The 20,513-nt window shown below is 38.9% G+C and carries 21 protein-coding genes and 1 other annotated feature; of the genes, 11 read left to right on the forward strand and 10 right to left on the reverse strand.

The window, feature by feature from the left end; all coding sequences use genetic code 11:
• Positions 1 to 7: 7 nt before the first annotated feature.
• Positions 8 to 1,087: a glutamyl aminopeptidase gene (gene pepA, locus A5816_RS09665; RefSeq protein ID WP_002374321.1), complete on the reverse strand. Its 1,080-nt coding sequence runs from the start codon at positions 1,085 to 1,087 to the stop codon at positions 8 to 10.
• A 199-nt stretch (positions 1,088 to 1,286) separates the two neighbouring features.
• On the opposite strand from pepA, the gene A5816_RS09670 reads away from it, so the two are divergent.
• The 4 genes from A5816_RS09670 to A5816_RS09685 all read left to right on the forward strand — a co-directional run bounded on the left by A5816_RS09670 (position 1,287) and on the right by A5816_RS09685 (position 5,762).
• Positions 1,287 to 1,637, forward strand: coding sequence for a PepSY domain-containing protein (locus A5816_RS09670; RefSeq protein WP_002292629.1), 351 nt, complete (start codon positions 1,287 to 1,289; stop codon positions 1,635 to 1,637).
• Positions 1,638 to 1,819: 182 nt separating this feature from the next.
• Positions 1,820 to 2,773, forward strand: a complete 954-nt coding sequence (locus A5816_RS09675) for a glycosyltransferase family 2 protein (RefSeq protein ID WP_002374319.1) — start codon at positions 1,820 to 1,822, stop codon at positions 2,771 to 2,773.
• 12 nt (positions 2,774 to 2,785) lie between these two features.
• Positions 2,786 to 4,573 (forward strand): DUF6020 family protein, encoded by a 1,788-nt coding sequence (locus A5816_RS09680; RefSeq protein WP_010731807.1) that lies wholly within the window; start codon positions 2,786 to 2,788, stop codon positions 4,571 to 4,573.
• Positions 4,560 to 5,762 (forward strand): hypothetical protein, encoded by a 1,203-nt coding sequence (locus A5816_RS09685; RefSeq protein WP_002374316.1) that lies wholly within the window; start codon positions 4,560 to 4,562, stop codon positions 5,760 to 5,762. The genes A5816_RS09680 and A5816_RS09685 overlap by 14 nt, the downstream gene beginning before the upstream one ends.
• 75 nt (positions 5,763 to 5,837) lie before the next feature.
• On the opposite strand, the gene pepV is transcribed toward A5816_RS09685, so the two are convergent.
• Positions 5,838 to 7,256: a dipeptidase PepV gene (pepV, locus tag A5816_RS09690; protein WP_002374314.1), complete on the reverse strand. Its 1,419-nt coding sequence runs from the start codon at positions 7,254 to 7,256 to the stop codon at positions 5,838 to 5,840.
• Between the two features lie 148 nt (positions 7,257 to 7,404).
• Here pepV and A5816_RS09695 point away from each other — a divergent pair, with 148 nt between their 5' ends.
• The 4 genes from A5816_RS09695 to A5816_RS09705 all read left to right on the forward strand — a co-directional run bounded on the left by A5816_RS09695 (position 7,405) and on the right by A5816_RS09705 (position 9,760).
• Positions 7,405 to 8,250, forward strand: a complete 846-nt coding sequence (locus A5816_RS09695; RefSeq protein ID WP_086311241.1) for an NAD(P)H-hydrate dehydratase — start codon at positions 7,405 to 7,407, stop codon at positions 8,248 to 8,250.
• Positions 8,251 to 8,253: 3 nt separating this feature from the next.
• The gene (locus A5816_RS09700; RefSeq protein WP_002292625.1) at positions 8,254 to 8,694 is read left to right on the forward strand and encodes a thioesterase family protein; all 441 of its coding nucleotides are present in this window, start codon (positions 8,254 to 8,256) and stop codon (positions 8,692 to 8,694) included.
• Positions 8,695 to 8,744: 50 nt separating this feature from the next.
• Positions 8,745 to 8,939 (forward strand): hypothetical protein, encoded by a 195-nt coding sequence (locus A5816_RS16070; protein ID WP_002315615.1) that lies wholly within the window; start codon positions 8,745 to 8,747, stop codon positions 8,937 to 8,939.
• Positions 8,940 to 9,073: 134 nt separating this feature from the next.
• Positions 9,074 to 9,760 (forward strand): GntR family transcriptional regulator, encoded by a 687-nt coding sequence (locus tag A5816_RS09705; RefSeq protein ID WP_002292621.1) that lies wholly within the window; start codon positions 9,074 to 9,076, stop codon positions 9,758 to 9,760.
• A 272-nt stretch (positions 9,761 to 10,032) separates the two neighbouring features.
• Here A5816_RS09705 and A5816_RS09710 read toward each other — a convergent pair whose 3' ends face one another.
• The 6 genes from A5816_RS09710 to infC form a co-directional block, all read right to left on the reverse strand.
• A complete protein-coding gene (locus tag A5816_RS09710) occupies positions 10,033 to 10,722 on the reverse strand; it encodes a hypothetical protein (protein ID WP_086311242.1) in 690 nt (229 codons plus the stop codon).
• Positions 10,697 to 12,826 (reverse strand): hydantoinase/oxoprolinase family protein, encoded by a 2,130-nt coding sequence (locus A5816_RS09715; RefSeq protein ID WP_002293351.1) that lies wholly within the window; start codon positions 12,824 to 12,826, stop codon positions 10,697 to 10,699. The genes A5816_RS09710 and A5816_RS09715 overlap by 26 nt, the downstream gene beginning before the upstream one ends.
• 47 nt (positions 12,827 to 12,873) lie before the next feature.
• Positions 12,874 to 14,211, reverse strand: coding sequence for a citrate transporter (locus A5816_RS09720; RefSeq protein ID WP_086311243.1), 1,338 nt, complete (start codon positions 14,209 to 14,211; stop codon positions 12,874 to 12,876).
• Between the two features lie 251 nt (positions 14,212 to 14,462).
• Complete coding sequence (gene rplT, locus A5816_RS09725; RefSeq protein ID WP_002293355.1) at positions 14,463 to 14,822, reverse strand: 50S ribosomal protein L20; 360 nt, start codon at positions 14,820 to 14,822, stop codon at positions 14,463 to 14,465.
• Between the two features lie 52 nt (positions 14,823 to 14,874).
• Complete coding sequence (gene rpmI, locus A5816_RS09730; protein WP_002289309.1) at positions 14,875 to 15,075, reverse strand: 50S ribosomal protein L35; 201 nt, start codon at positions 15,073 to 15,075, stop codon at positions 14,875 to 14,877.
• 71 nt (positions 15,076 to 15,146) lie between these two features.
• Complete coding sequence (gene infC / locus A5816_RS09735; protein WP_002293357.1) at positions 15,147 to 15,671, reverse strand: translation initiation factor IF-3; 525 nt, start codon at positions 15,669 to 15,671, stop codon at positions 15,147 to 15,149.
• 43 nt (positions 15,672 to 15,714) lie between these two features.
• Positions 15,715 to 15,840 (reverse strand) — a sequence feature (ribosomal protein L20 leader region).
• A 150-nt stretch (positions 15,841 to 15,990) separates the two neighbouring features.
• On the opposite strand from infC, the gene A5816_RS09740 reads away from it, so the two are divergent.
• The gene (locus A5816_RS09740) at positions 15,991 to 16,623 is read left to right on the forward strand and encodes a pentapeptide repeat-containing protein (RefSeq protein WP_086311244.1); all 633 of its coding nucleotides are present in this window, start codon (positions 15,991 to 15,993) and stop codon (positions 16,621 to 16,623) included.
• 1 nt (position 16,624) lies between these two features.
• Here the strand turns inward: A5816_RS09740 and A5816_RS09745 are convergent, their stop codons facing one another.
• Entirely contained in the window at positions 16,625 to 17,530 is a 906-nt protein-coding gene (locus tag A5816_RS09745; RefSeq protein WP_086311245.1) for a magnesium transporter CorA family protein, read from the reverse strand.
• Positions 17,531 to 17,614: 84 nt separating this feature from the next.
• Positions 17,615 to 18,274, reverse strand: a complete 660-nt coding sequence (locus tag A5816_RS09750; protein WP_002293362.1) for a deoxynucleoside kinase — start codon at positions 18,272 to 18,274, stop codon at positions 17,615 to 17,617.
• 315 nt (positions 18,275 to 18,589) lie between these two features.
• Here A5816_RS09750 and mvk point away from each other — a divergent pair, with 315 nt between their 5' ends.
• Together mvk and mvaD are read left to right on the forward strand one after the other, a co-directional pair.
• The gene (gene mvk, locus A5816_RS09755; RefSeq protein WP_010731800.1) at positions 18,590 to 19,534 is read left to right on the forward strand and encodes a mevalonate kinase; all 945 of its coding nucleotides are present in this window, start codon (positions 18,590 to 18,592) and stop codon (positions 19,532 to 19,534) included.
• Entirely contained in the window at positions 19,527 to 20,504 is a 978-nt protein-coding gene (mvaD, locus tag A5816_RS09760; RefSeq protein ID WP_010731799.1) for a diphosphomevalonate decarboxylase, read from the forward strand. Before mvk ends, mvaD begins: the two co-directional genes overlap by 8 nt.
• The last annotated feature ends 9 nt before the right edge of the window (positions 20,505 to 20,513 follow it).

Here is a 20,513-nt window from a genome sequence, read left to right on the forward strand (position 1 = left end):
TATCGCGTTATTTTCCGTATACGATCGTATTCACTGTTGATTTATCCAAACCTTTCAGTGTTTGAATCAACATTTCTCGTGCAGCTTCAAAATCGCGAATACTGAACATCGTTTGATGCGTATGGATATAACGTCCCACTACGCCAATCACTGTACTTGGGATTCCTTCATTTTGTGTATGAGCAGCACCTGCATCTGTACCGCCTTTTGAAACAAAGTATTGATAAGGGATATTGTTTGTTTCAGCGATATCCAGCAAGTATTCACGCAAACGAGGAAGCATGATCAAACCTGGATCTTGGATACGCATCAATGTACCTTCTCCTAAATGTCCGAATGTGCCATTTTTCGTCACTGTGTCATCTGCTGCAGAGCAGTCTACTGCAAAGAACAGATCTGGCTTGAATTTATTGACAGAAGCTTTAGAACCACGCAAGCCTACTTCTTCTTGGACATTCGCGCCTGCAATCAATGTATGACCTAATGTTTCATTTTGTAACGCTTCTAAAGCTTCTAATACCATTGTACAGCCATAGCGGTTGTCCCACGATTTGCTGATGATATTCTTTCCGTTGGCTGTTTTGATTGTTTCAGCGTAAGGAACGATTGTGTCTCCTGGAAGGACACCGTAACTCATTGCCTCTTCTCTTGATTCAAACCCAGCATCGAACAAAATATCTGTTACTTCTACTGATTTTTGTCCGCTTGTTCCTCGCAATAAATGTGGGGGAACGGAAGAAGAAATACATGGATAATTCTTACCAGTAGAGGTTTTAAGTGTAAAACGTTGAGCAGAAACAACGTAAGGATTCCAGCCGCCTAGAGGTACGACTTTAAAAAGCCCGTTTTCTTGGATTTGTGTCAGCATGAATCCGACTTCATCCATATGTGCTGCGACCATTACACGAGGTGCATCCGCTTCTTCATGGTGGCGCAGCCCAAAAATGCCGCCCAAACCATCTAACTGTAACTCATCTACCAACGGTTCCATATGACTTTCCATATAAGCGCGAATATCTTGTTCAAAACCGCTTGTTCCTTGTAATTCTGTTAACTCTTTGATTCGTTGAAATGTTTTTTCTTCCATATGCTATTCGTCTAAATTTCAGACTAAACTCCTCTCAGACTTATATTGATCTGCGGATAAAATATGATTTTTTCTGCAGACCGATCGTATTTATTATAGCTTATTTTTTCTGGTAGCGGTTATTTATTTCAAAGAAAATATGAGAGTGTGGTAAAATAAGCACAAGGAGTAGCAAGTGAGAAGAAGGAGGTATATCCACATGTATGAAGAAAGCGAATTAAGCTATTTTAAAGGCGGGTTAGCCGTTGGGATCGGTCTAGGATTATTGAGCGGGGTAGCTTCAACGATTTGGTATCATCGCAAAAAAGTGTTATCAGCAGACCAAGTGCTTGAAAATATCAAAACATCTTTTTTAAAAGAAGGCGCAATCGAAGGTTCTTGGATCTCTTTTGAAAAAGAACCTATTAGGAAATTCGCCGTTCGGTCGAGTGCTTATCGGGGTGGGCTTTCCCGGATAGAAGATGGCGAAACTGTTTATTATGAATTTTTAGCAGATGCTCATACAGGAACCGTATTAGACATTTCAAGAAAAAAGGGCGCAATAGATTAATACGTCAAAAATGAAATAACGAATACGCACCCACTATCTAAAAGAGAGGTATCCTATCCTTCTTTTATAGTGGGTGGTTTTTATAAAAATAGGGCTATTTCCTCTTGGAATAGCTAGTATTTATAGTTATTATACGGTATTCTTGAAATAAGATTAGTTTTATTATATAAGGAGAGTGACAAATGGAATCACGTGAAAAAATTGCCGTGCTCATTCCTTGTTATAACGAAGAGGCGACAATTTCAACTGTTATTGAAGATTTTAAAAGGGAACTACCAGAAGCAGATATTTATGTCTATGATAATAATTCGACCGATCGAACATACGAATTGGCCGTTCAAGGTGGAGCAATCGTAAAGAAAGAACCACGTCAAGGAAAAGGAAATGTAATCCGTCAAATGTTTTTTGATATTGATGCCGATTATTATTTGATGGTAGATGGTGATGATACTTATCCTGCAGAAGCTGCACATGGTTTGCTTGAGAAATTACGTTCTGGCGAAGCAGATATGGTCATTGGCGATCGTCTATCAAATGGAACCTATTTTGATGAAAATAAGCGTCCTTTCCATGATTTTGGGAATAATCTGGTTAAAAATACAATTACTTACTTATATAAAACAAAAATTCGCGATGTCATGACCGGCTATCGAGGATTCAATCGAATTTTTGTCAAAAGCTTCCCTATTATGAGTTCTGGTTTTCAAATCGAAACAGAATTGACGATCCATGCTTTAGATAAAAAATTCAAGTTCGTTGAGATTCCAATCGATTATCGCGATCGTCCTGAAGGTAGCGAATCAAAATTGAATACATTCTCTGACGGATTCAAAGTGATCATGATGATCATCAAAATGTGCAAAGATTATAAACCTTTGCTTTTCTTTGGGATCTGGACTATCTTCTTCTTTTTATTTGGATTGGTCACAGGGATTCCTGTGATTCGTGAATATATGCTGACAAGCTTTATTACACGCATCCCTTCTGCGATTTTAAGTACGGGATTGATGACTTTAGCCCTTCTTTCATTAGTAACAGGGTTGATTTTGGATACGGTCGTCACAAATGCCAAGAAAGAATATGAATTGAATTTATACCATGTCTACCACGAATATCAAAATAAAGAAATGAAGTAGGAGGCCTTTTTTATGCATAAGAAAAAGGAGAATCTATTTCCTGCTTTTTTTGCAACTTTATTTGCGTCAGGTTTTGCTTTTTTTACTTCTTATGGTTTAGGAACTTTGAATCCAGCAGTAATCATTGGTTTAGCCATGGTTTTGCTACTTGCTTTTAAGCAATATGGAATAGAGTTGTTTTCAATAAAAAACAAAGTGGCAGCTATTGCCCGATTGTTTTTTTCTGCAGCTTTTGCTCTTACACTTTCTATTGGCAGACAGATACAATTTCAGTATGTCTCAGCAAACTATACAAAGACAACGATTGCTGATGGAAGTATTTTTTACTTTCTTGTTTTTTTCTCCGTTTTTGTGTATTCTTTTTTATTTTTACAATCGATTTATTTATCAATGCCGAAACTGGAAACATTTTTTACTGCTAAAAACGCACAGGCTTTCTCTTCAAGAAAATATTTTTTATTCTTTACTGTCTTTTTAGTTCTGTGTTGGCTTCCTTATCTGTTGGCATTGTATCCTGGAGTGGTTTTGCCTGATTCGTTAAGTTCGGTCGCCCAATCTATGGGTGATGTTCCTATAAGCAATCATCATCCCGTCTTATTCACCTTGCTGGTCAAGCTATTTGTTCATGATTTACCAACTGATACGATCAATCACGGTGTATTTTTATTTTCTATTTTCCAAACATTGATAACAGCTTCAGCGATAAGCTATTCTCTTTGCTGGCTGTTAAAAAGAAACATCCATTTTTTTCCGGTACTCATTAGTTTATGCTATTTTGCATTTGCACCGGTTTTTCCAATCTACGCCTTGAACATGCAAAAAGATACTTTGTTCTCTATCGCTTGCTTTTTATTTTCCTTAGCGGTGTTTGACTTTATTTTTCAACAAGAAAAGCCAACGATTCTCAATCAGATTTACGTAATCATCCTTGCTTTACTGACTACCTATCTAAGAAATAATGGGATTTATGTAGTAATCGCCACAGGTTTGATTTGCGGCTTGATTGTTTTGAAACAAAAAAGGTATCAAGCATTCTTTCAAGTGGTACTCGGTTATACAGTGATTGCTGGACTACTCATCCACCCGTTGATGGCTCGTTATGCTATTCCTACAGAAACTGCTGAACAATTAGGTATTCCTTTGCAGCAAATTTCTAGAACTATTGTTATGGATGGTGACTTGTCTAAGAAAGATAAAGCATTCATGAATCAGCTACTCCCGATAAAAGATTATGAAGCGTATTCTCCTAGTCTCGCAGACTCAATCAAGTGGCATAAAAATTTTAACAATGAATTTTTGAATACACATAAAAAAGAATTTCTATCACTATGGGCAAGAAATTTACCAAGTAATATAAAAATTTATACAGATGCTTATATTTTAGAAACGTTCGGGTTCTGGGTACCTGGTACAAAAAATAGTTACGGCTTTTTAGATACTCGTGTAAATACGAATAATTATGGGATAAAACAAGTAGATTTGATTGAACATCTTACTGGATTGTCAGGAATGAAAAGAATCATCGATGCTCGTGATTTCTTTGGTTCCGGCACATTACTGTGGTTAGCTATCGGCAGTGCACTTTTAGCAATCTTTAAGAAGAAACATCGGTATCTACTCCTTTTTCTTCCCGGTATGCTTGTTTTTGCTACTATTATGATTGCTACTCCTGTGGCTTTTAGTTTACGGTATGTGTTTGTTTTAGCATTAGGTTTGCCTGTCTATATCCTCTCTCCTTTTTTACTAGATAAAAGAGAAAAAATGAAAACAGATATAGGAGATACTCATGAAACTATTTAAAAAGATATTTTTTGCTTTTGTTTTCTTGATTGCTAGCTATTGCGTACTGCTGACAATTACTTTTGTCATTCCGCAGCATTCTATTGAATCAAATGCAGAAAAATCTCTACAGATGGTTGAAAAAGAAGGGATGTATCCTTCTATCAATCAAGGAAATATGCTAGGTACTCGGTTAGATAACTTTACTGATCATTTGATGATACGAAAAACAAAAGCAGACCCTGAATTGAACCCATTGGAGAATGCGATGTCTATGGCGGATTATCCTCGTTATTGGCATGGTTATCAGCTCTTTTTGCGACCTTTATTGCTAGTGATGAGTTTAGGTAGCATTCGGATGATCTACGCAGCTGTTCTTTTTCTGTTGATTGGGTTAACGAGCTACTTTTTAATCAAGCGTAGCGACATCTATTTAGCGATAGCCTTATTAATCTCGCTTGTTATAGGAAATGCCGCAATCTTTTTCTTCAGTATGCAGTTTTCAAATATTTGGATTTTGACATTATTGTCTGTATTACTATTTTTAACAAAACCGCAATTGTTCAAGACCAATCAACAATTATTCTTGTATTTCTTTGTCATTGGTTCTTTAGCTAACTTTTTTGACTTGTTGACAACACCGGTCATCTCTTGGGGGATACCCGTGATCATTATTTACTATGTAACAAATAAGTATTTAATGGATAAACGCAGTTCATTGAGCAAACAAGTAGGCAGTTTTGTTTTTACCGGTATCTTTTGGGGATTAGGCTATGGTTTGACATGGGTGACTAAATGGATCCTATCATCGATCATATTGAACAAAAACATTGTAAAAGATGCAATCAACCAAATCCTCTTTCGAACGGAAGGAAACGACAAATACCCGTTGCATCGATTAGAGATGCTGAAAAGCAATATTAGATTGATGTATCCAAAAGTAGCAATATTATTGCTATTGATTACTTGTCTTGTTTTTCTCTATTTTGCTTATCGTAAACGAAATAGCTGGCGTCCGTTCCAACTTCTAGTTTTGTTTGTCTTAGCTGCTGTAACGCCGTATATTTGGTACAACATTTTAGCTAATCACTCACAGATTCATTATTGGTTTACGTATCGTACGCAAATCATCACAAGTTTTGCTATACTTAGTGCTTTCGCCTTTTTGATCCCTCCTGAGAAATCAAAAGACGAACTGAATTACTTTTAGGAAGACCGATGTACTGATTCATTTTTAAACATAAAAACTCCAGCTATCAGAGATAGCCGGAGTTTTTTAGTATTTTTATTTCGCCAAACGATAGATAGCATCTGCATAGATTGCTGTTGCTCTGAACAAGTCATCAAGACTCATAAATTCGTTTGCTTGGTGCATTGTATCAGTATATCCTGGGAACATCGCTCCATAAGCAACGCCACGTTTCAACAAACGTCCGTAAGTTCCGCCACCGATGATTTGTTCGTAGCCTTTTTCTCCAGTGTGGTCTTCATAGACTTGCAATAATGTAGCCACCAATGGATCATCCATCGGTACGTAATGTGGTTCCATTACGCGAGCACCTCGAGTAACTGTTGCGCCTTCTTGGCTCACTGTTTGTTCGATGTCACTTTGCAATCCGTCTACTGTTACACCTTTTGGAAAACGGAAATTCATATTGATGAAGTTCGCTTCTTCTGTACCATTTTCTTCAAAAGCAAATAGTCCAGCATTCATTGTCAATTTGCCCATTTTTTCATCTTCATAAGCGACACCTAGTTTTTCTCCATAGAAATCTTCATGGACATAAGCTGCTGCTACATGGATAAATTGTTTAGCAGATCCTAAGAATTCATAGTTATCTAAGAACAATGCCAAGAAAGAACCTGCATTGATACCTGATTGTGGGCTTGCACCATGTGCACCTTTACCAACTAATTCGATTTTTACATACGTATTGTCTGCTTCAATCGTTCCGCTTACTGGATTTGCTTCGATGAATTGGTAAAATGCTTCTTCCATCGCGATAGCTGCATCTGCACTTGGTACTTGAAGTGCTGCAGTTGCTGTTCCTGGCACCATGTTTTCGCGAAGTCCGGAAACAAAAGATTTCAATACGTAATCTCCTGCATTGTCGCCTTTGAATCGTAAAGCTAAAGAAACATTTCCTTTTTCACCATTGATAATCGGAAATTCAGCATCTGGCGAGAAACCAAAATCTGGTTCTTCTTCATGTTCGAAATAATAAGCCATATCGCCCCAGCCGCTTTCTTCATCACTACCGACTACGAAACGCACTTTTTTCGATAGTTTCAAGTCAAGTTCTTTAATGATTTTCATCGCATAGTAAGCTGCCATACTTGGGCCTTTGTCATCACTTGATCCACGTGCAAAGATCTTTCCATCCTTGATTACTGGTTCATAAGGATCTGTGTCCCAGCCATCTCCTGCAGGAACGACATCCATGTGTCCAAATATCCCTAGTGTTTCGTCTCCTTCGCCAAGATCAATATGCCCTGCATAGTTATCGACATTTTTTACTTTAAATCCATCACGTTCACCATAAGCTAACATATGTTTCAATGCGTCGCGAGGACCAGGTCCAAATGGTGCATCTGGCGTTACTTTTGAGTCGTCTCGCTCGCTGTTGACACGTAAAAGATTTTTTAAGTCTTCAAGCAAGTCTTCTTTACGTGCTTCTACTTCTTTTTGCCAATCAATTGTCATAAAGTTAATCCTCCACTTATTTAAGTCTTCGTGTTCATGATACCACAAATTACAGAAAAAAATAGTTCAAAAAATCTGACAATTCCTTTTCTTATCTGTTTTTCTCTAAAAAAAATATACGCTATAATGAGTAAAAGGAGGTTTTTTGATGCTGATAGACGAACAACTAGTGAAAAGAGTCATCACACTTCGTCCAAAAATTTCACATAAAGGAACATTTGGACGTGTCGTTTTGATTGGCGGCAATGAACAATACGGCGGGGCAATCATCATGAGTGCTTTAGCTGCCGTACACAGTGGAGCAGGTCTCACGACAGTAGTAACGGATGAAAAAAATCGGAGTGCCCTTCACAGTCATCTGCCAGAAGCAATGATCGTAGATTGGACGGATACTAACCAGTTTCTTTCCGTGATAAAGCAAGCAGATGTACTCTTGATTGGTCCCGGATTGGGCACTTCTTCCAAGAGTTTGGAACGTTTCAAACAAGTACTAGAAAACCAATCAAAAGAACAATGGCTGGTGATTGATGGCTCTGCTTTAAGTTTACTGGCTGCTAACCATCTTTCGCTACCCTATCCCGAACAAACAGTACTTACACCTCATCAAATGGAGTGGCAACGGTTGAGTGCTCTACCGATACAAGAACAGCGAGATGAAGAAAACAAAAAGAAGCAACAGGAAATCGGTGCTGCGGTCGTTTTGAAAAGTCATGAGACAAAAATTTATGGTCACCAACACTTCTACACCAATCCTTTAGGTTCAGCTGCTATGGCAACAGGCGGCATGGGGGACACTTTAGCAGGAATGATCACAGGATTCTTCGCCCAATTCCCTCAAAATGACCAAACGATTGCGGCAGCTGTTTATCTTCATAGTTTCATCGGAGACCAGCTAGCAAAAGAACAATATGTCGTTTTGCCGACACAGATCAGCGAAGCACTTCCGAAGTGGATGAATTATTTTTGTAAAAAATCAATGGAAAACGAGGCATGAATCATGGAGAAATTTACAGGTTATGTACGAGAACCTTTTTATTATGAAACAGATCAAATGGGAATTATTCATCATAGCAATTATATCCGCTGGTTTGAAGAGGCTCGGGTAGCCTTATTGGTACATCTAGGGTTTCCCTATAAAAAAATCGAAGAATCTGGGATCATTATCCCCGTTCTGGAAGTAAATTGCAGCTATAAAGAAATGATCCATTACGGAGAAAAAGTGAGCATCCATCCAACTATCCAAAAATATACGGGGACACGTTTGGATTTTAGCTACGAAATTGTGGGAACTGAAGACAAAAAATTAAAAACTATTGGTAGCAGTAAACACTGTTTCTTACTTTCTGATTCGCAACGATTAGTGAAGCTGAGCAAAGTCAATCCGGAGCTAGATCAGTTATTCCAAGCGTACGCTTCTCTGGATAATGCTATTTCTTAATAAAAAACCGTCTAAGCATTTTTCTTGTATTGTGTCGAGTAGTTCGTATAATGAAAAGAAAAAAGCAGGTGATCCCCATGTATGTCGTTAAAGTAATGCACGGTTACATCGATAAAACTGGTTGCCGCACTCGGGAAAAAAACTTAGACAATCTGCTCATTTTCAAAGACAAAAAAGAATCCGAAGCTTTTGCTAAAAGAATCGGCGGTCGTGTCAAACCGATCCAAGAGGTACGACCAGATTGATTCAGTATTTTCTTTTCGAGGCTCTAATAGGCATGCCTATCAGGGCTTTTTTTCAAGAATACGTCTTTGCATCCACACGTTTTGTAAGCGATTTACGTTATAATAGATTATACCTACACAGAAAGGAAGTTTTAATGGTTATCAATAATTTGCAGCAGCAAGCTTATGAATCTATCCGTAAACAGATCATTTATTCCGAGTTAGCACCTGGAAGTAAAATCTCCGATAAAGTGTTAGAAGAACAACTAGCTATCGGACGCACACCGATTCGGGAAGCACTGATCCAGCTTCGTAATCAGGAACTTGTAAAAACCATTCCACAGTCCGGCACCTATGTTTCAAAAATCGATATCCGATCTGCTTCATTAGCCCGTTATACGCGGGAAAAGCTGGAAAAACCGATCCTGCAAGAATGTAGTGCGAAAATGACAGCGCAAGATCAAGCTAAACTAGAAAAAATATTAGAACAAACCGATCAGGCAGTGATCGCTCAAAATAAAAAAGCTTTTTTTGATTTGGATACTGATTTCCACCGAACTTGTTATGAAATTGCTGGAAAACGAGAGATTTGGGACTGGCTGGAAAGTTATAGTACGCACTTGAACCGTTTTAGATGGTTGCGTCTGACGATTTCAGAATTAGATTGGGGTCGAGTATTAGATGAACATCAGACAATGCTTCAATCAATGATTGATCATAATTTTGATGAAGTCGGGTTTCTTTGTACGATGCATTTACATATGATTATCGAAGAGCAAGAATACGTAATTCATAATTACCCCGATTATTTTGAGGATATTCAGGAAAGACCCATCAAATAAAGGGACTGTGACAAAAATCGTGTCACAGTCCCTTTCTGTGTTCTCCTGCCAACTCCTCGATATTAGCTCAAAAAACGGCAAAATATGAGGAACTATTTTTGTTTGGCTGTTCTTATTACTTGATGCAGGGCAGCTTTTTCACAACCTCTGATTCACGGTGTTCCAGAAGTAGCTTCTTCGAAAAATAAGCCAAAATGTCACAAAAATTTAAGAAGCAATTTTCGTAAATTCCTTCTTATTTCTTGAAGCTGACCACTTCTGTCACAACCTCTTTATTTGTGAGCAAAATCATACTCCGCACATCTTTTTTCTATTTCTTTTATTTCTTCTAAAATCCCTTGGCTACGCGTTTCATTATATGGCCAAAGCAAGACTGCCTCTAATACATAAGGCGAAAAACGGCTTTGATTCATCTCTTTTGAAAAACTCATCGCTGCTATCTCGCTCAATGCACGAATGTTTGATTGGTGTGTATAAAAAGGCAGCCGCCATAGCACAATTTTTTCGTTTTGCGTATAAAATTCCTTAACAGAAGCTTCGATGTGGTGAAATAGTTCATGTCCAATAATCAAAGCTTGCGCTGTTTCTTTAGAGATCGAAGTAAGTCCTGAACATTTTAATTTTTCTAACGGCTCCGTCATCAATCGGATCCCTTCATCTTCTGCATAAGTTGCAAAAGTGATTCGTTCGTTTATTTGCTCTGATTCACAGGAAACGATTGGAACAGCCATTTGTTCACAAATTTCTCCTACATCGGCAAAAGGGTACTTTTTTTTGATGCTACATGCCGTTTCGATACCACAATCAATTGATTGTTGTATGAGGATTTTCTGCTTGGACAAAGGGATTTTTTTCCAAAACAAATCTCTCCGAAACTGGTAGAATCCCCAAATTTCTTCGGGGATCTGTTGTAATTCGTTTAGTAACTCTTCTAACTTATGTTTGTTTGATGTTTCCGGCAACGACGATCACTTCTTCCTCTGGTTCCATAGTAGATACTTCCAAATCCATCAAAAGCTGTAGTTGTTCCAGATCCGTCGCTGTAAAATCAGAGACTCTTGCTCCTAAACAGAGATAAAATTCTGGTCGGGCGATCAACTCCGTTTGATAAACTGCCATATCTTCCCAAAGTTGTTCGACTGCTGCCATATAATTAGCTGCAGTTGTTTTCAGACAAGAAGCATGTCCACGTTGGACCTTGATAAATCCTTTTTGGTCGATGATCCGAAGACTTCCAGCATTTTTTGAACGATTCTGTTCGCCGCATACATAAAAGAAAGGTGTATTTTCCAATAAGCAAACTTCATTTTTATTTAATCGCATATCCTCTGCAGCAAGCTCTAGTGCTTCTTCTGTTGTGATCTCCTTGGTTAGATCGGTTGCTTTCACTTCCGTAGAACCAGTAGCGATAGCCGTTACTTTTGAAGTCTGTGGATCGATTTCTACGTGGACTTCGATCGATTCTGGTGTAGCACCTGATTCAATCGCCTTATTCATCGCTTCATTTTTCAATGATCGGATATCTTCTTTACTTGGTGAAGGAATGATACGTTCTACAACATCTCGGACCATTGCAAGTGCTACACCAATAGAAGAGATCACTTCAGCATTTTCAGGGATGGAATATTTCACACCCATTTTATTGCTGAAGTAAGTAATCAAAGAGGCAGCGCCGCCCCCTACACCTACAAGAGAAATCTGATCTTTCTCCAAGTGATACTTGTCTGCCAATTCTAAAATTACTGGTTCAATCTTAGCATAGGATTTTTCCATGATCTGCTCTGCGATGTCTTCAACCGTCGTATGACAATAGTCTGCTAATGCCTGTATGGCTTTTCGTGCAGATGGGACATTTCCATAAGAAAAATGTTCTTCTTGCACTAATCCAAGGACATTGGCTGCACATGTATTTGTAATAGTCACTTCTTCTCCGTCTTCCATCACTACCTTGACGTAATCAGCAGGGTCTCCTTCTTTAGGAGAGAAAAATTCAACCTTAGGACCTTTGATTTTTTCTGTCTCCGTAAATACTGCATAATCTAAACCGGCAATATGTGCAGAACGTGGACCGACATCGATGATTCCTGACTGATTAGCCCGTACCATCGAACCGCCTGCCACACCTAGAACCCGAACATCTAATGAAGAGATATATGTTGGGTGGCCACCTACGATTGAATAATCGATTGCTGGACGTCCATTTTTAATGACCCCGATATTGGTTGTCGTTCCGCCTACTTCAAAATAAACACCATTAGACGCTCTCAAGTACATCAAAGAGCCCATGACTGATGCTGCTGGACCGGAAAGCATGGTTAAAACAGGTCGTTTTTTCATTTCATTGATTTCCATTACTCCGCCGTCTCCGCGCATGATCATCAAAGAGACATTGACCCCTGCTTCTCGTACAGAGTCTTCTGTCGATGTTGCCGTATCTAACATTTTTGGTAAAATAGACGCATTGATTGCTGCTGTCCGAGTTCTTCTTGTCAATCCATATAATTTTGTGATGTCAGAAGCCATCGTTGTAGGGATCGATTTTACCGATGCTGCTTCATAAACGACCCGTTCTGGTTCCCCATTATCTACTCCAAATGCCATAGAAGAAACCAAGACTTCCGCTCTTTCTCTTTCTAGAGAAGAAATCGTTTCTGAAACACGGTCTACATTTAAGTGTTTGACAGGTAAGAATGCATTGACGATCTCTATTTTTTTCTTATTCCCTAAATCGATATCGTTCAATCTAGTTTGTCGTTTTGCTAAAAAACCTTCTAATCCACCTTTTGCCATTCCGATTACACCGACTTTTGCTACGTCCCCTTCAATCAGCGCATTCGTCGCTTGCGTAGTAGAATGTGCAACAAAAACAACGTCTTCTGGACTAATATTATTTTCCCGCAAACAATTTTGAAAAGATTGAACGACTCCTGCAGCTACCCCACGAACATCATCGTGGGTCGTTTTCACTGAAGACTTTCCGATGATTTCATGTGTCGCATTATCGATTGCCACTGCTTTCGTATGCGTACCACCGACATCAATTCCCATTCGCACAAAACGTTTCATTTTCTTTTCCTCCATTCATCTAATCATTTCTATCGACGTTTTGTTTACTAGGCATTCCCGTACAAGAAGAATGTAATCAAACATAAGATCACACCGATGATCCAACCAGTTGGGATGGATTTCTTCATGTATTCTCGAGACGTTACTTTTGTATACCCTAATCCCCAAGCGACCCAAGATTGTGTAATATCTAAATGCTGAGGGGCAATCGTTGTGATTGCAAACAATGGGAACAAAAAGGCTGGCGACATTGTTGGGTTCACAGCTAATACAACAGCTAAAATAGCTGATCCTGAACCGACTAGATTCATTGGACCGCGGAAAAATCCTAGTGGTGTCAATATAGCAAATACGATTGCCAAGACTAATGGTGATTGCGGTATCAAATCTCCGAAAATAGCTGAAAAATAAGGAGAAGCGTACGCAGCTGAGTTATTGAACATCGCTAAGGTCATCAAGAAACCAACCATTGGTGCGACATCGACTGCGCCATCTGTAAATAGTTTTGCAAATTGACGACAGATTTCTTTATAACCTCCGCGCAATTTTCCAGTAAACAGCAATGCCCAAATACCTGCTAGAATAAAACCTAAGATGATTGGAAGATCTAACAAAACGACCCCTAAAACTGGTAATAATACGGCTAACCATGAGATCATTGGTGCGTCGCCGCCTTCAGCCGGTACATTTGCTGCCATTGCATAGCGTTTCTTTTTATTCATTGATATATTAGCCACCGTTAGTACAACAACTAAACTTACAACCATCCCAATCATACCGATTTGGAAATAGTCATTATACGTATAACTTTCAGCGGCTGGGTTGAAACCAGCGTAAATCGTTTGATACTGTTTGAAGTTGACGATATTAGCAAAGATCCCAGCCATGATCGAGCCCATAAACGAGAACAACGCAACCGGTACTGAGATTCCTAAAGACATCAAGATCGGTAAAACAATGACTGCGATAGAAATCACTGGTCCAATTCCTGTCATCGACATGAATATAATAGCGGTTACAACACACAGCAAACTCATCGTGATTCTTGGTTTGTCCCCTCCAAGTTCGACTACTTTACGAATCAATGTGGCTGCGATTCCGCTATCTACTAGAACACGCCCGAAAAAGGCACCAAAGAAGACATTTACCAAGATCGATTTGGCGTACTCAGCAGGTCCAGTCGTATAGATATGCGTCAATACATCAATTACTCCTTGCCCTTCCATCGCCGGGTTCGGCGAAAACGTGTTTCCGACTAGTGCTAATCCCATCCATACAGTCGCCATGATGGCAAAACCGACCATCAAGTTGTAGCCCTTTACACAGTACCAGACCATGAAAAAGAATGAGATAACTAACAAAATACCAATAATAATATCACTCATGTTATTCCTCCGTCCATTTTATTTTTCTGATAAGCAAACTAATATATCAGTCAAGTTCATTCTAACTTATGTAGTTAGCGCTTTCATTAGAGGATGACCATAAATGTTCGGATTTCAATTAAAAAACCTTAATTATGCTATTTTAGACTTATACGTTGTTAGCCCGTTTTATATGGTGAAGAATTGGAAACAAAAAAAGAGGAAAGAACATAACTTTTCGTTATCTTCTTTCCTCTTTATAATTGTTTAGCTTATTTAGCCAAAGCGTCTTTTGCTTGGTCAGCCAATGCAGTAAATGCTGCTGCATCGTTTACAGCCAAGTCAGCTAACATTTTGCGGTTGATGTCGATTTCAGCAACTTTCAAACCGTGCATTAATTTTGAGTAGCTCAAGCCATTCATACGAGCTGCTGCGTTGATACGAGCAATCCACAATTTACGGAAGTCGCGTTTCTTTTGACGACGATCGCGATATGCGTAGTTGTATGAATTCATTACTTGTTCTTTTGCTGTTTTAAATAAAGTGTGTTTTGAACCGTAGTAACCTTTTGCTAATTTTAGCACTCTTTTACGACGTTTACGAGTTACTGTTCCACCTTTAACACGTGCCATGTATAATTCCTCCTAATAAAAATAAATCTTCAGATTCTGTTATTTGTACTTCTTATTTCATTTTTGCTAGTTGTTGGCGAATACGCTTGAAGTCGCCACTAGAAACCATGCTTGCTTTACGCAATTGACGGCGTTGTTTTTTTGTTTTGCCGTGGAAACGGTGACTTGTAAACGCGCGGAAGCGTTTCAATCCGCCTTTACCAGTACGTTTGAAACGTTTTGCTGATCCGCGGTGTGTTTTTTGTTTTGGCATGACTATATTTCCTCCTCAAAATCTTTCGTTATCCGACTATCGGCTGTCCAACAGCCAGTTAGTCATTCAAATTACTTACTGTCGTTTTTCGGTGCCAGCGTCAAGAACATGCTGCGTCCGTCCATTTTCGCTTTTTGTTCCACTGTTGCAATATCAGCAGTTTCTTCAGCTAAGCGATTCAAGACTTTTTGACCAATTTCTTTATGGGTAATGGCACGGCCTTTGAAACGGATAGAAGCTTTCACTTTATCGCCCTTTTCCAAGAACTTACGTGCATTACGAAGTTTTGTATTGAAGTCATTCAAGTCGATCGTAGGACTTAAGCGAACTTCTTTTACATTGATCACCTTTTGTTTTTTACGCGCTTCGCGGTCTTTCTTTTGTTGTTCGAAACGGTATTTACCGTAGTCCATGATTCGCGCAACTGGTGGTTTCGCACCAGGGGCAACTAACACAAGATCCAAGTTTGCTTGTTCTGCAATATTCAATGCTTCTGCTTTTGTCTTAACTCCTAATTGCTCACCATCTGAACCGATCAATCGTAACTCTCGTGCACGAATGCCGTCGTTAACCATCATATCCTTTGCTATGGTCATTCACCTCCAAATATTATGAGAGAAAGAAAAGCTTACCGAATAAACGGCAATAAAAAAACGAGTTCTCTTACAGAACCCGCGCGTACTTCACCTAATAGAACCAGTGAAAACTATCTAGCCCAGTGACATTATCAACTAAGGCGAGAAGCGGGTGCTTCTGCTTTTATTTCTCAACCATCATAGTATAGCAAAAACCAATCCTTCTGTCAATGTTTTTCATACAGTTTTTCTTCCTTTTCTGAAAATGATTGGTCTAGCAGACTTTCCAGCAGTGACTCCCACTTCTTTGCTATACTAAAGAAAAACGAGGTGAATTCACATGAAAAAAATCGAACCTATCCTACCTTCTCTTCCTCCTCTGACAAAAGGAGATTTTTATTTAGAAGATGAAGAAATCCTCTCTGGTCTTCTGATCACTGGAGGTGATCAAAGCTATCTTGATGCCAAAAATATGGTATTAAGAGAGAGTCATGTCCAAAAACTGACCATGCAAAAAACAGCTTTACGTCATTTTGAATGCAGTAATGTCATTTTTGAAAAGTGTGATTTGTCCAATCTGGAGTGGATTGGTGGCAGTTTCCACCAAGTCGTGTTTCATCAATGTAAATTAACAGGTACGAATTTTGCCGAAAGTTATCTTAGAGACTGCACTTTCACTGACTGCATTGCTTCGATGGCTTCCTTTAGCAGCACAAACTTGAAAGCCGTATCCTTCGATCATTGCCAGTTAGAAGACAGCGAATTTTATGAGGTCACTTGGAAAAATCTTTTTTTGTCTGACAATCAGTTAACTGGTTCGAATTGGTTCCGAACTTCTCTGAAGGGATTAGACTTTACGACTAATTTCTTCACTGCCATTGCTTTATCTCAAGATTATTTAGCAGGACTGATCGTCAATCAGGAGCAAGCACTTGTGATTGCTCAAGCCCTTGGTTTGCAGATCAAAGACTAGATCAGCGAATCCGCCGCCATAGTGCAATGAGCATCCAAACAGATAAAACCAGACTGATGATCAAGGCGATTCCCCATCCGAAAACGGAATGGGTAAATGGTAGCTTAAGATTCATCCCGAAAAATCCTGTCACAATAGTCGGTACAGTCAAGATCAGCGACCAGACAGTCAAAAACTTCATCGTGTCATTTAAATTGTTATTCAGTAAATTATTATAAGTGCCAGAAAGCTGATCTAAAATCTGCGAAGCTAAGTTCGTCATTTCAACTGCTTGTCGTGCTTCGATCAGTGCATCGTCCAACTCTTCCTTTTCCTTTTCTGACAACTTGCGATAAATGGCTAATGCCTTGATTTGTTCCAAAAGTACTACATTTTGTTTTGTTCCTGTAACTAAGTAAACCAAACCGATCTCTAAATCTGAAAGTTGCAGTAGATTCTTGTTTGTTGTTTTTTCCCTTAACTTTAGGTTGAGCCGTTGACGTTCGCTATTTACTTCCTCGATTAAAGGAAAAAAGGAATCAGAAATTAAAAATAATGTACGAAACAATAAACTGTATACACTCATGTCTGGCATTCGCTCCAAAAGTGATCGAATCAGTCGAATCACATACTCGGTATTCGGCGTGGTAAATGTAAACAAACCATCTTCTTTTAAAATAAAAGCGATAGGACTAGTTTCGTAATGATTATCGACTTTTTGTTGGTGCGGGACATTTGATACAAGTAGTAACGCTTCATCAAAAGAGTCATACTCTACGCGTGCCCGCTCATTTTTATCTAGAGAATAAGTCAGCATCTCATCGCTGATGCCATATTCTTCTTTTAAATTTTTAACAGCTAGCACATCATCTTGCTGTATATTGATCCAAAAATTACGTTCTTGATTAAAATAGTGTTTTTCCTGCATACTCCATCCTCCTGATATTTGTTTCTAGTATAAAGAAAAAAGCTACTCAAATAAAGGAGCATCCTTTTTTTGAGTAGCTTTAAATCAAATGGCTAATTCAGTTTGGCGGATTTCTGCTAATTTTTCTTCGATCATTTTCAAGACTTCTTCTTTTGCTTGAGGATCTTCCACAAAATTATAGCGATCTCCATCGATTTGGATTTTTGGACTTTCTTTGTATTCTTCATACCATTGATCATACCGTCTGTTCAATTCTTTGTAATAATCGTACAGACTTGGGTCAAAGGACAATTGTTCATACGAACGACCACGTTTCTCGATCCGTTCTAGCATCGTATCAAAAGATACACGAATATGAACTAATAAATCCGGGTGTTTTTTATGGGCAGCATAGGGCAGTTCTTCCATCATGTTTTCCAGCAGTTCATCATACACACGAACTTCCGTTTCCGTCGCTCTTCCTAGATCTGCATTTAGATGGAAAAGCAGCGAATCTTCATAAATCGAACGGTCCAATACATTATTGTCATCTTTCATTGCTTGTTTGATGCTTGCAAAACGTTTATTCAAAAAATAAATTTGCAGCAAAAAAGCATACTGTTCAGGGTTTGCATAAAATAAGGGCAAGACTTCATTATCATCAATTGATTCATAAAATGCCTGACTATCAAAGTGTTCAGCCATCATTTCTGTCAAACTTGATTTTCCGGCACCAATTGTACCTGCTAAAACGATCACGCTCATTTACCTCCAGCTCACTTCATCACTAAATATTGTGTTTAACTCCAACCTTTTTAAATATACCCCCAATATCTAGTAGTGTCAATTGTATTTTTTTCTAGTCAAAAAAGTAAAAAGGTCAAAAAATTCTTAAGAAAAAAGGGTTTTTCCTTTAGAAAACGTATTCTTAGTTTTACTTCTGGGATGATTTTAGTAAAATAAAGAAGGAATGTTTTTTGAGACCCTTAGCGGACAAAAAATTTCGTGAAGCAGCGCAACTCGTTTTGGGCGCTTTATTTTTTGCTTAAAAATCACTTTTACGTGAGAAGGAGTTAGATTATGGCAAACTATGGCCAAGGAGAATCAAGCGGAAAGATTATCTTGATGGGCGAGCACGCGGTTGTTTATGGAGAACCGGCGATTGCCTTTCCTTTTTATGCAACAAAAGTCACCGCATTCCTTGAAGAGCTGGATGCAATGGACGATCAATTGGTTTCTTCCTACTATTCAGGAAATTTAGCCGAAGCTCCTCATACATTAAAAAATATCAAAAAATTATTCATCCATTTAAAAAAAGAGCATGATATCCATAAAAACTTGCAACTAACCATCGAAAGCACGATTCCTGCTGAACGTGGAATGGGATCAAGTGCTGCGGTCGCCACAGCAGTTACTCGTGCTTTTTATGATTACTTAGCACTCCCTTTGTCTCGTGAAATACTATTAGAGAATGTACAACTTTCGGAAAAAATCGCACATGGCAATCCTAGTGGGATCGATGCAGCCGCTACTAGCAGCTTGCAGCCAATTTATTTTACAAAAGGGCATCCTTTTGATTATTTTTCTTTGAATATCGATGCTTTTTTGATTGTCGCTGATACAGGAATCAAAGGGCAAACAAGAGAAGCCGTCAAAGATGTCGCTCATCTGTTTGAAATACAGCCACATGAAACTGGACAAATGATCCAAAAATTAGGATACTTGACAAAGCAAGCGAAGCAAGCAATCATTGAAAATTCACCAGAAATGTTAGCTCAAACAATGGATGAATCACAATCACTTCTGGAAAAACTGACGATCAGCAACGATTTCCTTGATTTACTGATCCAAACAGCTAAAGATACCGGCGCATTAGGTGCCAAATTAACTGGCGGTGGACGCGGTGGCTGCATGATTGCATTAGCACAAACAAAAACAAAAGCCCAAGAAATCAGTCAAGCACTTGAAGATGCGGGTGCGGCTGAAACTTGGATACAAGGATTAGGAGTACATACCTATGTTTAAAGGCAAAGCACGCGCATATACCAACATTGCCCTAATCAAATATTGGGGTAAGAAAAATGAAGCACTCATCCTTCCGATGAACAACAGTCTTTCATTGACATTGGATGCATTTTATACCGAAACAGAAGTCATCTTTTCTGATAGCTATATAGCAGATGAATTTTATCTAGATGACACCTTGCAAGACGAAAAAGCAACAAAAAAAGTTAGTCAGTTTCTTGACCTTTTTCGTAAAGAAGCCGGCATCTCACTAAAAGCTTCAGTAATCAGTCAGAATTTCGTTCCTACCGCAGCCGGATTAGCATCCTCTGCTAGCGGGCTAGCTGCTTTAGCAGGAGCTTGTAATACTGCCCTTAAGCTTGGATTAGACGATCTTTCTCTTTCAAGATTTGCTCGACGCGGGTCTGGTTCAGCTTGCCGAAGTATTTTTGGTGGTTTCGTCGAATGGGAAAAAGGTCATGATGACTTAAGCTCTTATGCCAAGCCAGTCCCTTCTGATTCTTTCGAAGACGAGCTAGCAATGGTTTTCATTTTGATCAACGACCAGAAAAAAGAAGTGTCTAGCAGAAATGGGATGCGTCGGACAGTCGAAACATCCAGTTTTTATCAAGGCTGGTTAGATTCCGTTGAAGGGGATCTATATCAATTGAAACAAGCAATCAAAACAAAAGATTTCCAACTTCTCGGAGAAACGATGGAAAGAAACGGACTAAAAATGCACGGAACGACTTTAGCTGCCCAACCACCTTTCACTTACTGGTCTCCTGACAGCTTAAAAGCGATGGATGCGGTGCGGCAATTGAGAAAGCAAGGCATTCCATGCTACTTTACGATGGATGCTGGCCCTAATGTCAAAGTTTTAGTGGAAAACAGCCATTTATCTGAGGTACAAGAAACATTTACCAAATTATTTAGCAAAGAACAAGTAATTACTGCCCACGCTGGTCCAGGAATTGCGATTATTGAATAAAGGGAGATT

Origin of the sequence: Enterococcus sp. 3G1_DIV0629, assembly GCF_002141285.1 — a bacterium.
Taxonomy (GTDB): Bacteria; Bacillota; Bacilli; order Lactobacillales; family Enterococcaceae; genus Enterococcus_B; species Enterococcus_B lactis.